Genomic DNA, 14,991 nt, shown 5'->3' on the forward strand with positions numbered 1-14,991 from the left:
GCATGCTATTCCATTACCACCTTTGGCAGCGGAAAGCCGTTGAACTCGCACGCACAGGCGTTACTATAGGCCCCTGCACACCCCACCATCACCCAATCACCGGCTTGCAGGCTCGCAGGCAACCTATACTGATCACTACAAATATCGATAGAGTCACAGGTGGGGCCAGCCAACACCCAGCTCTGCTCAGGGCCACTGGCAAGCGTGGTAATCGGGTACTCCAAACCCTCCTTAATTTCCAGGAGTCCGCCATAGAAACCGGCATCTAAATAGAGCCAATTCTGCTGATCTCGCCGACTCGCCGCAACTACCTGACAAACAAACAGCCCCGCTTCTGCGACAAGAAAACGGCCAGGCTCTGCGATCACCGTTATATTGCCAAACTCTACTAGTAGCGGCTGTAGGGCACTGTGAATCACCTGAGCGATCAACTCCAAGCTCGGCGCCGCCTGATCAATACTCACCGGATAGCCACCACCAAGGTCGAGTAGTCGTGGCTCGAGCCCTGCTCGGTGCATCTCTCCAAATATCTCCGCTGACCTTTCGATGCCTAAACGCCAATTATCAACGTTGCAACATTGCGAGCCAACATGGAAGGTCACGCCTGCTAAGTCAGCGCCCAGCGCTGCCGCTCTTGCGATCACCGCACTAACATCTTCTCGGCTCGCACCAAACTTGGCAGAGAGTTCAATAGAAGAACCTTTATTCGAGGTATAGATGCGTAAATAAAGCTTGGCAGCCGGTGCGATACGATGAATTTTCTCCAATTCCTCAACGCTATCGAGGGCAAACCACTCCACCCCCATGCTTGCTGCATAGGCGATGTAGTGTGGGGATTTGACCGGGTTACTATAAAACACCTTGCTTGCCTGCACGCCCATCGCCAGCAGTTGATCCAGCTCTGCCTTCGACGCCACCTCAAAGCCCGTTCCGGCCTCCATCAAGCAACGCAACACATCGGGATGAGGATTCGCCTTAACGGCAAAATGAGGGGCTATCGTCGGCAGCGCAGCCTGAAAGCGAGCCACCTGACGCGCCAATATCTGTCGACTCATCAAGACCAAAGGCTGTTGATAATGTGCCTGCAGGCTAGGCAGTAACTGTTGTAGCTTGTCTCGCTGTGGCGATGAGAACGTATGTAATGTTGCCCCCTTCGCTGCCACTTGCTGCACGCTGTGCGCGTAATTCTCTGCCATGTGTCCTCCCGACCCACTCGCTGCTGATGGGCGAATCTATTTTATTAATGAATATTTTTTATCCCGCTAATATTCATTATTCTAGGGAGTGACATATAAATATTGAATATCTACAATGTATATAATGATAGTTATTTTTTTACATAAAGATAAAAAATACATACATATTGATAAGTAGCATTCGAACCAACCTGGTCGTCGATAAATAATATGACACGCTGTCTCCGCTATAGCAGGCGAGCAGTGTCAACACTCAGCAAATACGCAGACAACAGGAAGAGCCTGCCATGAGCATCAACAGCCGTTTACTCGTTTTATTGCAACAGAATAGTCGCGCGACAGTGACCGAGTTAGCCAGCCAGCTGGGGGTCAGCCGCATCACTGTAAAAGAACATATGCAACGCTTAGAAAAAGAGGCTATCGCCAGCTATACGGTAAAATTGAAAGACGAGATTACCGCCCAGCAAGTCCGTGCACTGGTACTCATTGCCGTCGATCAAGGCATGATGAAGCAGCTGAGCAGCCAGCTGCGGGGTATCCACTCTGTCGTTGCCCTGCACTCGATCAGCGGTGAATACGACTACGCCGCGACGCTTTGCGCCGATAATACCGCCCTTCTCGACCAAGATATCGACAGAATCAGCGAGACCGAGGGTGTCCTGCGGACGATGACCTCGGTGATCCTCTCTACGAAATTCTCCCGTTAAAGCCTGCTGCCCAAACGAACGCCTGTTAACCACCCTGCCACGACGCTAAAACAGGGCAATAACGGCTAACTCGGCAACTACAAGTAACTGTCGTATTCGAGTGCCGTCACCTGTCGATCAAACTCCGCCAACTCCTGGCGTTTGACGACGGCAAAGTGACGATAAAAATTCGTCCCGAGATAATTTGGTAGAATTTTCGAGTTAGCAAAGCGCTCAATGGCATCCGGAAGGTAGCGTGGCAGGGTTGCCGTTAACTGATCGTAGGCATTGCCCTCGATTGGCGCGGCCGACGCCAACTTATTCTCGATACCGTAGAGCATGCCGGCCAAGATCGCACAGATCGATAAGTAAGGGTTCGCATCGGCTCCGCCAACGCGATGTTCAATACGCATCGCTTTCGTCGATCCCGCTGGTATACGCAACGCGCAGGTGCGGTTCTCATAACCCCAACTCGGTGCGAGCGGCGCGTGTGAGCCACACTGGAAGCGACGATACGAGTTAACATTAGGGGCAAACAACAACATTGACTCTTCCATCACAGCCATGCAACCCGCGACCGCATGGCGCAGCAGCTCACTGCCCTGCTCGCTGCCATCATCGAAGACATTATTCCCCTGCTTATCTAGCAGGCTGCAGTGTACATGCATACCGTTACCTGCCTGCTCGCCAAACGGTTTGGCCATAAAACTGGCACTGTAGCCATGCTCCCTCGCCACACCTTTAATCGCACGCTGTAACAACACTGCCTGATCGGCAGCCAGAAGCGCATCGGGCTGATGGTAAAGGTTAATTTCGTATTGTGAGGGGCTGGCCTCTTTAATCAAGGTATCAATGGGTAGCTGCTGCTCGACACAGGCATCTCGTACGGCGTGCATAAAATCCGCCATCTCCTGCATCGCATCGATACCATAAGTCTGCCCGGCTTGAATGCCCTGTAGCCGAGTATTGCCCTCGGTATGACGCGGCGTACCATCGCCATCACGCTCTTGCTGCAGCAAAAAAAACTCCATCTCAGTGGCGAGTACCGGAGTCAAACCCTGCTGTTTAAAGCGCTCTAATAGTGAGGCCAGCATCGTTCGTGGGTCGTAGTCACAATCGTCACCATCAATGTCGCGCAACGAGATTAGCAGTTGCGCTGTCGGACGCTTCAGCCAAGGCACCAACGACAAGGAACGTATTGATGGCACAGCAATACCGTCCTCATCGCCGTGTTCAAAGACACTGGCTTCAGGGTCTCGTCCCCAAATATCGAAGAGTAAGGTGCTCAGAGGCAGCTTGAGGCCACCACAACAGAGTTTGGCAATGTTGGCGCGCTCGACCCACTTACCCCGCAGACCACCGCTGACATCGACCAGAATAACCTCAAACACATCAACCTGTGGATTTTTCTCCAAAAACCGGGCTAAAAGTGCCGAATCTTGGATACTACAACTGCTCTCTGCCACGCCATCAACTGCCATACCAAGCTCCTGTTATTCTATTTTATATCAGCTTAACCTAGCGCCAACGTAAAGGTAACTCCCCCTAAAGGGTAAAAATAATTACTGCCGCCCACTCTCACGCACCGTGCAAAACACCCCCATCGGGGTAAACACTATCATTGTGGGCTGTGCCAAACTGGCAACATGCTCAACAATTCATTCACCCTTTGTCCGGGAACGCGTTTATGACCAAAGTAACCACTGCTCAATTGCAACAATTTGACCGCGCTCATCACCTGCACCCGTTCACCGACTTCAAGCAATATCAAAAACAGGGCGGACGCATCGTCTCACGCGCCGAGCATATCTATATATACGATCACGACGGCCAACAGATTCTCGACGGCATGTCTGGTCTCTGGTGTTGCAATCTAGGTTATAGTCAACAGCGCATTGTCGAAGCCGTTAATAGCCAGCTGCAGCAACTGCCCTACTACAATAATTTCTTCAATTGCTCTAACCAACCCGCCGCAGAGATGGCTAAGGCACTGGTCGATATCAGCCCCGACGGCTTCAACCATGTCTTCTTTACCAACTCTGGTTCCGAGGCGAATGACACCAACATCCGTTTAGTACACCGCTACTACGACCTACTCGAGCAACCACAGAAAAAGCTCATCATCAGCCGGCACAACGGCTATCACGGCTCCACCATCGCCGCCGCCAGCCTCGGCGGCATGAGCTTTATGCACGAGCAGTTTCGTGGCATCGACTATGTCCATCATATTGACCAACCACACTGGTATGCCGAGGGTGGCGATAGCGATCGCAACGAGTTCGGCCTACAAGTCGCCCGTCAACTCGAAAAGAAAATCGACGAGCTCGGCGAAGAAAATGTCGCCGCCTTCATCGCCGAGCCCATTCAGGGTGCCGGTGGCGTCATCGTCCCCCCAGAGACATACTGGCCAGAGATCCAGCGGATCTGCGACGAGCGCGATATCCTGCTGATCAGTGACGAGGTAATCTGTGGCTTCGGCCGTACCGGCGCTTGGTTTGGCTGTGAGACCTTTAACTTTAAACCCGACCTGATCACCTTTGCCAAAGCGGTCACCAACGGTTATCAACCGCTAGGCGGCGTCATGGTCGGCGACAAGGTCGCCAGCGTGCTGCTCGGTGGCGATGGCGAGTTTGGTCATGGCCTTACCTACTCCGGCCACCCCGCCAGCTGCGCTGCCGGCATAGCCACCCTGGCGATCATGAAGGAGCAGCGCATCATCGAGCGTACCGCCTCTGACATCGCACCCTATCTGCAGCAACAGTTGCGCCAATTTGAGGACCACCCCTGTGTCGGCGAGGTACGCGGCAGCGGCATGGTCGCCGCCCTTGAGCTGGTCGGTGATAAACACAGCCGCGCTAAGATTGCCGACAACTCTGCGGCCGCCACCTTCTGTCGTGACCAAGCGATTGCCAACGGCTTAATGGTTCGCGCTGTCGGCGACGCCATGGTCACCGCGCCACCAATGGTCTGTGATCGAGGCGAAATTGACCTACTCGTCGACCGCTTAGGCCGTGCCTTGGATGCCACTGCGAAAGAGTTTGCCGTCAAGTAGATATACTTTAGCCAGTAAAAAAGCCCTCACGGCACTGCCGTCGAGGGCTTTTCTATATCTTGCAAGCACGCGCAAACAGGCGACAACGATAAAATTAAAACGATGGGGAGTTAGTGGATGTGGTGATCGTGTCCACACTCGGGGCCACAGCTGGTTACAAACGCATCGAGTAAAAATAACTGCAGCGCCTCCCAAGCCTTGCTCGCCACCGCTTCACTGTAGAGGAATCCATTTTCCTCATCATCGGCCTCCGGGTTCATAAAGGCGTGATAAGCCTGTGCGTAGACCGTCAGCTGCCAATCAGCATTCACTGTATTCAGCTCATCCCGTAAGCTGGCGACATCTTCGAAGGGGACCTGAGTATCACGATCACCATGTAGCACTAAAATAGGAGCTTTGATCTCTGTCGCCGGCACCGCCGCACTGGCGTTGAGCGCGCCGTGAAAACTCGCCACCCCCTGTAGCGTCGCGCCGCTGCGAGCCACGTCTAACACCGTCATGCCTCCAAAACAGAAGCCAATCGCAACGATATTATCGGCATCGATACAGTTCAACGCCTTGGCAGCGCTAATCGCCGCCTCGCTGATCGACAGCAGGCGGGCACGATCATCGACAAGCGGCTGCATTAATGCGAGTTTATCCTGTTCAGTGTCTGCTACTTTTCCGTCACCGTAGAGATCTACCGCGATACCGGCAAAACCAAGTTCTGCGATAGCTGCCGCATAGTCCGTCGCCATGCTATTACAGCCACTCCAATCGTGAAACACCAGTACCGCTGGCGCGCCCCTCGAGTAACTCTCTTCCGGCAGTACCAGCTTACCCTTAAAGAGCTGGCCGTCGACGCTATAATTGAAGTCTTGCATGATGGTCTACCTATATCGCATTGCTCGAGATGCCGTAGCATAGCGATATTTTACTTAGATCGGCCAGCGTTTTACTCGACAATCAGAAATAAAACGCATCCGACTCACTCAAGTAATAGATCAGTCAAACAAGTGACAGGCAATGCGGCGATTATCCACTGCCACTAACGTTGGCGTCTGATCCTCACACTGAGGCATCACCTTCGGGCAACGCTTGGCAAAACGACAGCCCGGCTTGACGTTAATCGGCGAACTGACCTCACCGATAATAGCGTCGTGCTCAAACTCGCGCTCACGCTTCGGGTCCGCCACCGGATTCGAGGACACCAACAACTGGGTATACGGGTGCTGCGGATTAAAGAACAACTCGTCCGCCGGTCCCTCTTCCACCATCGCCCCCATGTACATGACAATAATACGATCGGAGATATAGCGAACCATCGATAGGTCGTGGGCAATGAACAGCAAGGTGAGATCCATTGAGTCTTTCAACTCGCCCAACAGATTCACCACCTGTGCCTGCACCGACACATCGAGTGCAGAGATTGGCTCGTCACAGACGACAAACTCAGGCTCAACGATCAATGCTCTGGCGATACCGACACGCTGTCGCTGTCCACCGGAGAACTCGTGTGGATAACGCGACATATGATCGGCCTTCAAACCAACCTTCTCCAGCCAGCTGGCGACCAACTCTCGATCCTTGGCAATATCTCTACGCCCTTCACCCTGTAGCATCAGCGGCTCACGAATGATATCGAAGATGGTCATTCGCGGATTGAGAGAGGTATAGGGATCCTGAAAGATCATCTGTATCTGTTGCGAGAAGCGCTTGTAATCATTGCCGGTATATTTTGCCGGCAGCATCTGCCCCTGGAATAGCGCCTCACCGGCAGTCTTAGGCGTCAAACCGACGAGGGTCTTACCGAGAGTCGACTTACCAGAACCACTCTCACCGACCAAGCCGACGACTTCACCCTTATAGATCTCAATATCCATTCCATCGACGGCATGTACCATGCGGCCGCCACCGATATTAAAATGTGTCTCCAGCGCCCGGGTCTCGAGGATGACCTCTCGCTGCTCAGTCGTTGCTAACTTTTCTGCTTGCTGATTCATGGCGCTACCTCTACCGCTGTCTCGTCTCGCTGGGCACTCTTATAATCATTATCTGGGGCATTCTCATGCTGCAACCAACAGCGTGACTGATGTCGCTCTGCCACCGAGAAAACCGGCGGTAGGTCCGTGGCACAGACACTCATCGCGTGTGGACAGCGAGCACAATAACCACAGCCGGCAGGCGGTTTAAACATGTCTGGCGGTGAGCCCTCGATCGCCATCAACGGCACATCATCGCTCTGCTCCATCGCCGGCATCGAACGCTGCAGGCCAACGGTGTAAGGGTGTGATGGTTTATAGAAGACATCGTCCACTGAACCACTCTCAACGATCTGTCCGGCATACATCACCGCCACATCATCGGCCATGCGCGCCACAACACCGAGGTCATGGGTGATCAATACAATCGCCATCCCCTCATCACGCTGAATCTCGCGCATCAGCTCCAACACCTGATTCTGAATAGTGACATCCAGTGCCGTCGTCGGCTCGTCGGCGATCAATAACGTCGGCTTACAGGCCAGACTCATCGCAATCATCACTCGCTGTAGCATACCGCCGGAAAACTCGAACGGGTACTGATTGGCCCGCTGCTTTGCCTCGGGGATATGGGTCCGCTCCAACAGGCGTATCGCCTCTTGCAACGCCTCTTGTTTACCCATGCCACGATGTACACGCAGCGATTCGGCAATCTGCACACCGACCTTGGTCGTGGGGTTCAGGCTGGTCATCGGATCCTGAAAGATCATCGCCATCTTGTTGCCGCGCAGCTTGTTCAGCTCTGCCGTTGATAGGCCAATCAATTCCTGACCACAAAGTTTGGCCGAGCCCCCGACAATGCGTCCCGGTGGCGTCTCAATCAGCCCCATAATGGCCTGTACGGTGACAGACTTACCACTGCCGGACTCGCCGACCACGGCAAGCGTCTTGCCCGCTTCCACCTGGTAGCTCACACCGCGTACCGCATGCACGGTACCGCCGTGGGTAGCAAAATCGACTTGTAAGTTATCGACCTCTAGAATGACTTCGCTCATTACTTTTGCCCTCTCATTTTAACATCCAAGGCATCGCGCAGACCGTCACCGAGTAGGTTAAACGCCATCACAGTAATACCAATTATCGCCGCTGGGAATAATAACTCATGCGGGTGGGTCAGCATGGTGCGCATACCGTCATTACACATCGACCCCCAAGAAGGTGTTGGTGGCGATACGCCCATGCCGATGAATGACAGGAAGGCCTCGGTGAAAATCGCCGAGGGAATGGCAAAAGTTAACGACACCAATAATACCCCCATCACATTCGGCAACATATGGCGGAAGATGAGGTAGCTGGGGCGCGCGCCCATGAGCATCGCCGCCTGCACATAGGGCTCCTCACGAATCTGTAGTACCTGGCCACGTACCAGACGCGCCGTGCTCGGCCAACTGAGTAGAACCAAGGCGATGAGCATCGGCATAATACCGCTCTCACCTGGGCCGATACCAAAGCCGACCTTGAACAAAATCATGAAGAGTAGGAATGGCAGGGCAATAACGAAATCGACGAAGCGCATCATCACTTCATCCGTTTTACCACCGACATAGCCGGCGATACCACCGTAGACGAGGCCGAGACCAACAAACAATAGTGGAGAAATAACGCCGATAAAGAGTGAGGTCTGCGCCCCTACCATCAGCCGAACCAACATATCACGCCCGAGATAATCCGTGCCTAACAAGTGACTGTGCATCGTAATTTCAGTGCCGATGGCCGAGGTATCGCCTGGCTCGATCAAACCGTAACGCACCGCATCTGCATAGGTAATCGCCTGCTCAACATCGACCGCTAACGTGGTGTATTTCTCTGCTTCTACACCATCAAAGATCGCCACTACCGAGTAGTAGTAACGAATAGACTCAAGTTTCAAACCATCGAGGTAACTGACATTCTCAGCACCTGCAACCTCGGCTAACGGTACACCTAAATCATGGCGTCCGTGCGGCTGATACTCGTGACGATAGATGGCATAGCCTTCACTGCCGGCGACAGGCTGCCACTGCAGCTGTATCGACTCAGTATTGGCGGGCTTGATCAATGTAAAACCGGTGGGGGCAACACCGGGTTGCGGCGACCCTCTAGGTACGGCAACCACCGGTGTATAAGCAACGGTGTCATTGACCAGCTCGGCCTTAGGCTGCCAGCTAGGTCCACGGGAGATCTGACTCAAGTCTTGGCTCGAGGGGTCAACCCCTATCAGACTAGGGCCTGCCAATGTGAACACCATCAAGCCAATGACAACCCACAACGACACTGCCGCACTGCGATTGGCGATCAAGCGACGCCAGGCATCCTGCCAGTAAGACAGTGAAGGACGCACCACCTCGTGGCCACTATCGCGTTGCAATAGCGGGGCAAAATCGGCGGCCGTTAAATCTTTACTACTATTTACAAAAGCCATTATTTTGCCACCTGTATGCGCGGATCAATAAAACCGTAGAGAATATCTACCAGAATCACCATCAAGACCAAGAAGGCCCCATAGAAGACTGTCGTCCCCATGATCACGGTGTAATCGAGCTGCTGTACCGCCTGTACAAAGTAGCGGCCAAGACCTGGGATGGCAAAGACCAGCTCAACCACGAAGCCACCGGTGGTAATCGCGGCGATAGCGGGGCCTAGTACGGTCACGACAGGCAAAATGGCATTACGTAACTGATGACGCCAGAAGATCCGCTGCATCGACAAGCCCTTGGCTCGCGCAGTACGAATATAATCAGCCCCGGTCACCTCCAACATCGAGGAGCGCATTAATCGGGTTAAGTAGGCCATCGTGCCCAAACCGAGCACCAGCGACGGCACGATCATATGACCAATTGTTCCCCAACCGGCAATAGGGATGCGAGTCCCGAACAAATCATTGAAATGCATGATGCCCAGCTGGCCAAAGGCGGCAAAGACAAAACTTGGCACCGAGACGCAGAGCACCACGACAAACATCGTCACATAATCCGGCCAACGATTACGATACAGCGCAGTGATAGCGCCAAACACCACACCACCGATGGTGGCAAAGATCACCGCCAACAGCCCTAGCATCGCAGAAACAGAAAAATGCTCCTTGATAATATCGTTAACCTTGCGATTTTCCTGGGTAAAAGAGATACCAAAGTCGCCCTGCGCCATATTGGTCAGGAAGATCTGATACTGCTTCAACAAAGGCTTATCGAGGCCGTAACGCGCCTCAAGGTTTGCGCGTATTTCCGGGCTGACGGCCTTATCTCCCATCAACGGATCACCGGGTACGGCATGCATGCCAAAGAAGGTCACCGTGGCGATAAACCAGATCGTCACGAGGCCTGAAAACAGGCGTTTCAGTGTATATTTCAGCATCGGCTACTTCTCCTGCTCTTCTTCAATATAGGCGTATTTAAAGACCGGGTCGCCGCCAAATATTCGTCTCACCACACCTCTGAGGTGGGTATTCTGCAGGTAAACATAGCCACGCTGGTACTGATTAATGATCGCCGCGTCGTCGATCAACAACTGCTGTAATTCACCAAAGGCATGCGCGCGGGTTTTTGGGTCGGTTGTCGACTGCGCCAATCTAACCAACCGGTCATATTCTGGGTTACTGTAGCGTCCACGATTATTCTTATTCCAGGAGGCAAACAGCTCCGCGAAGGTCATCGCATCATTAAAGTCTGGCCCCCAACCTGAGCCCACCAGATCAAACTCACCGGTGCCCATCTTGGCGAGACGCTGCTTGAAGATCTGTTTATCAATCTTAATATCCAAGCCCAAGGTACGCTTGAGTAAGCTCTGCACGTACTCTGATTGCTTATTAGCACCAGGGGAATCTGTCGACAACAAAATAAGCGGCGGAATCTGCTCTAAACCCAGTTCCTGCTTGGCCTTTTCCAAGTACTCACGAGCGAGCTTTTCGTCATTAGCAGGAAACTTCGGCGGGTATTCTTTATAAAGAGGCTGTTCGGCGCCTCGAACCCAGTCGGGAAACAGGCTGTAAGAGGGCTTGTTGCCTGGGCTCGCAACGACCTTATTAGTAAACAGTTGCTGATCAAACACCAGCTGTATCGCCTTACGCAGATTGCGGTTACTGGTCAGGCGATCTGGACGATGATTAAACTCCATATAAAAGTTGCTGCCGTCATTAAACTTTCTCATCGGCAGGTGATCAGCCAACGCCTTCTTAATGGTATCCGGACCGATACCGGGCACCACCTTCATGGCAATTTCACCATCCTTAAATAAGTTATACAGCGCAGAGGTATCGGAGGTGATGTAGGGGACATCGATTTCCTGTAGCTTTACGACCTCTTTATTCCAATAATGCTCGTTCTTTTTCATATTGAGTGAAGCGCCGTGCACCCACTTGGTTAACACGAACGGGCCGTTATAGAGCATCTTGTCAGGGTCTGAGGCGTAAGCACGGCCGTACTGTTTAAAAAACTCTTCTTTTACCGGGCGATAACTGATGAAAGCGGTTAAGTCGAGGAAGTAAGCACAGGGCTGAGTAAACGTCACCTCTAGGCGATAGTCGCCCACCGCACGCACACCCAACTGATCACTGCTCAATTCACCCTTGTTCACCGCCTCGGCATTCTTAATCGGATAGAGAATGAAGGCGTATTCCGATGCCGTCGCGGGCTTTAATACCTCTCGCCAAGCGAAGACGAAGTCGTGCGCCGTCACCGGGCTACCATCGCTCCACTTGGCGTCTTTACGCAACCAGAAAGTAGCGCCATCGTCGCGCAACTCCCAACGCTTTGCGATAGCACCAGTCAATGCGTTATTTTTGTCGTAGCCCATCAACCCTTCGGTTATATGATCGATCAGCCAAAAACTCACTTGATCCGTTCCCAATAGCGTACTCGCCGAGGGGGGCTCTGAAGTTAATGCCAATGTCAGTGTTTGTGTCTTTTCATTGACAGCGCCCTGAGCGCTTGCCTGAGAAGGGGCCAAAAGTATCGCCAAGCTGAACAGTGACGCCAGCGCAGATCGTCCGACCAGCGCCCGCAGCCGCCCAGGCCGCTGCAACCGTAAGGGTAATGTCTTCCACAACATAAGGTATAACTCATCAATAATTGTTATTGTCGGTGACTGTTGTTTAAGCACAACTATTCCCACCTAGCTACTTATTTAACACGACCGAACAGGCAGACCCCTCAAGTTTTATTTTATCGGTGCCGTCGATCCACAACGCCATCATAGACTGTAGATCGACTAGAGAGAAAGCGAAAAAAACAATATTACCGAGCCGTAAGAAAGCTCTAAATGCGCTCTCTCCTTGAGCGCAAACGGCACAATAAAACCACAACACCTCACACGATTAACGCTGTCGCTCAACCCAACGCCTAACCTTATGCTCCAGCATCGGCAACGGCAGAGCACCATCGTTCAATATCTGGCTGTGGAAGGCACGAATATCAAACTTATCTCCCAGCGCCTCTTGCGCCTCGTCACGCAGACGCTCAATGGTCATCGCTCCGATCATATAAGACAGTGCCTGACCGGGCAGTACAATATAGCGTTCCACTTCCGCCACCGCATCGGTCTTCGACACCGGCGCATAGGTCATCATCCAGTCGATCGCCTGTTGACGCGTCCAGCCATAGTGATGGATACCGGTATCTACAACCAAACGGTTAGCACGCCAGATAGACAGATAGAGCGAGCCGAAGTACTGATAAGGGTCGGTATATAATCCTAGCTCATCACCCAAGGATTCCGCATAGAGCGCCCAGCCTTCGGTATAGGCGGTGTAGTGCCCCCAGCGGCGAAAGGCAGGCAGCTCACCCTGCTCCATGGCGATACTGATCTGAAAATGGTGCCCGGGCTCAGCCTCATGCAACGACAACGCTTCACGCTCAAAGTTGGGCCGCGACGGTAAATCGTAAGTATTCACATAGAAAACACCGGGGCGCGAGCCGTCAGCTGATGGCGACATGTAGCTCGCTGCTGCTGCCGACTTTTCTTGGAACGACTCAACGGGCTTCACCTCATAGCCCGCCTTCGGGATATGCTCGAACAGATCCTCTAATCTCGGCTCTAACACCGCCTTCAAGTCTCTGTAACTATTGAGCAGCTCTTCTCGTGTCTGGTAGTAGAATTGCGGGTCGGTGCGCACGTAGTGGAAGAAGGCCTGCATATCCCCCTCAAAACCCACCTGCTGCTTCACTTTTTCCATCTCCGCAAACAGGCGTTTTACCTCGCGCTTACCCAGCTGATGAATCTGCTCCGCCGTCATATCCGTTGTGGTGTAATCTGCAATCAGGAAACGGTACCAGGCATCGCCGTTAGGCAGTGCGGAATAACCAATACTCTCTCGACTGTTTGGGCGATACTCGTCACGCACAAACTCATACAGCTTCTTATATGTAGGCTGCAACGTCGTGGTGATCATCTGCCGGTACTCTACTGTTAAACGTTTCCGGTCTGCCTCGGCAAACGTCTCGGGCATATTGACAATAGGCTGATAGAAAAGGCTCTTGTCGACATCGCCAGCAACAAACGGTGCCAGCTGCGGCAACATCTTATCGACGATAATGCGTGGCTGCACGACACCCACCTCGATACCACGGCGCATATTAGCAATAGCCTGATCAACCCAAACTGGAAAACGATCGGCACGCTGCCGCCAGTTGTCATAATCTTTCACCGTGTCAAAAGGTTGAGCACTCTCACCACTGCCTAACTGCGCGATCATGCCGGGAAAGCTAAAAAACTGACTAAAAGGCAGCATTTGCTCCTCTTGAACAAATCCCTCGTCGTACTCCCGCAGCGACATATTCATCTTGTAACGAAACAGCGCATAGCTGGTGTGGTCTTGCTCACTAAGCACCGCTGGATTAATCGCCAGCAGCGCGGCCAACGACTTTTTTTGCAGCTCATAATGGCTACGCGCATACTCCTCACTGATGTCGATCGCCAAACGGTCGTTAAAGCTATTATCACCACGAAACGTCGCCGCTAACGGATCCAACTCAAGCTCCGCCGCATCATAGTCGGCAAAAAGGCTGTGTAATTGCTCAGCCGCTCGCTCGGAGTGACTCTGCCCGGGTAATAGCTGACAACCCGCTGAGAACAGTCCAGCGATGACTAGGCCGATAGCAAAAATCATCGGGGGGTAATTAGACTTCATCGTTCATAGATCCCTTATTGTTGTATTGCTACTACAACGATTGAACGCACCCCCCCCTCAAGATAAACACAGACAGAGCGAAGCTTTCAGCCGCCAAAGTCCTGCGAAAAAACACGAACTCAAGGCAAAGGCGAGTACTTGCTAGCCAGCAACCACAGCAGCTCTCATTACTGCAAAGCATCGACAAACATTACGCTCTGATGACAGCACCCCAGCCAATACGCTATTATTGCGCCCATTGTGTTATATTTCACTCGACTAACCGGACCGTTTAAGAAACTAGAATTCTTTGGCTCCCCCTAAACTAGCTAAGGTTATAACTCACGGCTCGATGACAAAAGCAAATATGAAGTGGCTGGAACACCTGATTCAGCAACACGGCACCGCTCTCGAACGTTTTTTGACACGCAAACTCAATAACGCCGAAGACGCCGCCGAGGTTGCCCAGGAAACCTTTCTCAAGCTGCACAACCTAGAGCACGCCAACGAACTCGATGACGCCAAAGCCTTCATGTACCGCATGGCGGGCAACATGGCTATCGATCAGATCCGTCGTCGTGATGTACACGACAAATATATTAGCTCGGAGATGCATGACGAGAGTAAATACCACGACACCTCGCCAGAACAACTCATCAGCGCCCAACAACAACTGCAACGAGTCGAGCAGGCAATGAACGGCATGTCAGTCAAGGCCCGCCAAGCCTTCCTATTACATCGAAAATCCGGCTTAAGCTACGCACAGATCGCCGAAGAGATGAACACTTCTGTCAGTAGCGTCGAGAAGCTTATCATTCAAGCACTCAAACATTGCCGGCAGGCTGCAATCTAACGGTAACAGAAATTGGATAGGGTGACTGTCAGACAAAAACTGTTACAATTACATAGCACTAAACTAGGAATAGAAGTCCGCCAACAAGCTTGATGCTCAAAC

12 protein-coding genes are annotated in these 14,991 nt (G+C 52.6%); 3 read left to right on the plus strand and 9 right to left on the minus strand.

Annotated elements, in window-relative coordinates:
* Positions 1 to 5: 5 nt before the first annotated feature.
* Positions 6 to 1,196, minus strand: a complete 1,191-nt coding sequence (locus EDC56_RS09345) for a type III PLP-dependent enzyme (RefSeq protein WP_123712252.1) — start codon at positions 1,194 to 1,196, stop codon at positions 6 to 8.
* 287 nt (positions 1,197 to 1,483) lie between these two features.
* Between EDC56_RS09345 and EDC56_RS09350 the strand changes: the two genes are divergently transcribed.
* Positions 1,484 to 1,903, plus strand: coding sequence for an Lrp/AsnC family transcriptional regulator (locus tag EDC56_RS09350; RefSeq protein ID WP_123712253.1), 420 nt, complete (start codon positions 1,484 to 1,486; stop codon positions 1,901 to 1,903).
* A gap of 77 nt (positions 1,904 to 1,980) precedes the next feature.
* On the opposite strand, the gene EDC56_RS09355 is transcribed toward EDC56_RS09350, so the two are convergent.
* Complete coding sequence (locus EDC56_RS09355; RefSeq protein WP_123712254.1) at positions 1,981 to 3,363, minus strand: glutamine synthetase family protein; 1,383 nt, start codon at positions 3,361 to 3,363, stop codon at positions 1,981 to 1,983.
* A gap of 206 nt (positions 3,364 to 3,569) precedes the next feature.
* Between EDC56_RS09355 and EDC56_RS09360 the strand changes: the two genes are divergently transcribed.
* A complete protein-coding gene (locus EDC56_RS09360) occupies positions 3,570 to 4,934 on the plus strand; it encodes an aspartate aminotransferase family protein (RefSeq protein ID WP_123712255.1) in 1,365 nt (454 codons plus the stop codon).
* A 110-nt stretch (positions 4,935 to 5,044) separates the two neighbouring features.
* Here the strand turns inward: EDC56_RS09360 and EDC56_RS09365 are convergent, their stop codons facing one another.
* The 7 genes from EDC56_RS09365 to EDC56_RS09395 form a co-directional block, all read right to left on the minus strand.
* Entirely contained in the window at positions 5,045 to 5,797 is a 753-nt protein-coding gene (locus EDC56_RS09365; RefSeq protein ID WP_123712256.1) for a dienelactone hydrolase family protein, read from the minus strand.
* A gap of 120 nt (positions 5,798 to 5,917) precedes the next feature.
* Complete coding sequence (locus EDC56_RS09370) at positions 5,918 to 6,916, minus strand: ABC transporter ATP-binding protein (protein WP_123712257.1); 999 nt, start codon at positions 6,914 to 6,916, stop codon at positions 5,918 to 5,920.
* Positions 6,913 to 7,950: an ABC transporter ATP-binding protein gene (locus EDC56_RS09375; RefSeq protein ID WP_123712258.1), complete on the minus strand. Its 1,038-nt coding sequence runs from the start codon at positions 7,948 to 7,950 to the stop codon at positions 6,913 to 6,915. Before EDC56_RS09375 ends, EDC56_RS09370 begins: the two co-directional genes overlap by 4 nt.
* Positions 7,950 to 9,356: an ABC transporter permease gene (locus EDC56_RS09380; RefSeq protein ID WP_123712259.1), complete on the minus strand. Its 1,407-nt coding sequence runs from the start codon at positions 9,354 to 9,356 to the stop codon at positions 7,950 to 7,952. Before EDC56_RS09380 ends, EDC56_RS09375 begins: the two co-directional genes overlap by 1 nt.
* Entirely contained in the window at positions 9,356 to 10,288 is a 933-nt protein-coding gene (locus EDC56_RS09385) for an ABC transporter permease (RefSeq protein WP_123712260.1), read from the minus strand. Before EDC56_RS09385 ends, EDC56_RS09380 begins: the two co-directional genes overlap by 1 nt.
* A 3-nt stretch (positions 10,289 to 10,291) precedes the next feature.
* Complete coding sequence (locus EDC56_RS09390; protein ID WP_148059368.1) at positions 10,292 to 12,031, minus strand: peptide ABC transporter substrate-binding protein; 1,740 nt, start codon at positions 12,029 to 12,031, stop codon at positions 10,292 to 10,294.
* A 214-nt stretch (positions 12,032 to 12,245) separates the two neighbouring features.
* Complete coding sequence (locus EDC56_RS09395) at positions 12,246 to 14,057, minus strand: DUF885 domain-containing protein (RefSeq protein WP_123712262.1); 1,812 nt, start codon at positions 14,055 to 14,057, stop codon at positions 12,246 to 12,248.
* Between the two features lie 331 nt (positions 14,058 to 14,388).
* Here EDC56_RS09395 and EDC56_RS09400 point away from each other — a divergent pair, with 331 nt between their 5' ends.
* Positions 14,389 to 14,889: an RNA polymerase sigma factor gene (locus tag EDC56_RS09400; RefSeq protein ID WP_123712263.1), complete on the plus strand. Its 501-nt coding sequence runs from the start codon at positions 14,389 to 14,391 to the stop codon at positions 14,887 to 14,889.
* Positions 14,890 to 14,991: the final 102 nt, after the last annotated feature.

Origin of the sequence: Sinobacterium caligoides (assembly GCF_003752585.1) — a bacterium.
GTDB lineage: Bacteria > Pseudomonadota > Gammaproteobacteria > Pseudomonadales > Sinobacteriaceae > Sinobacterium > Sinobacterium caligoides.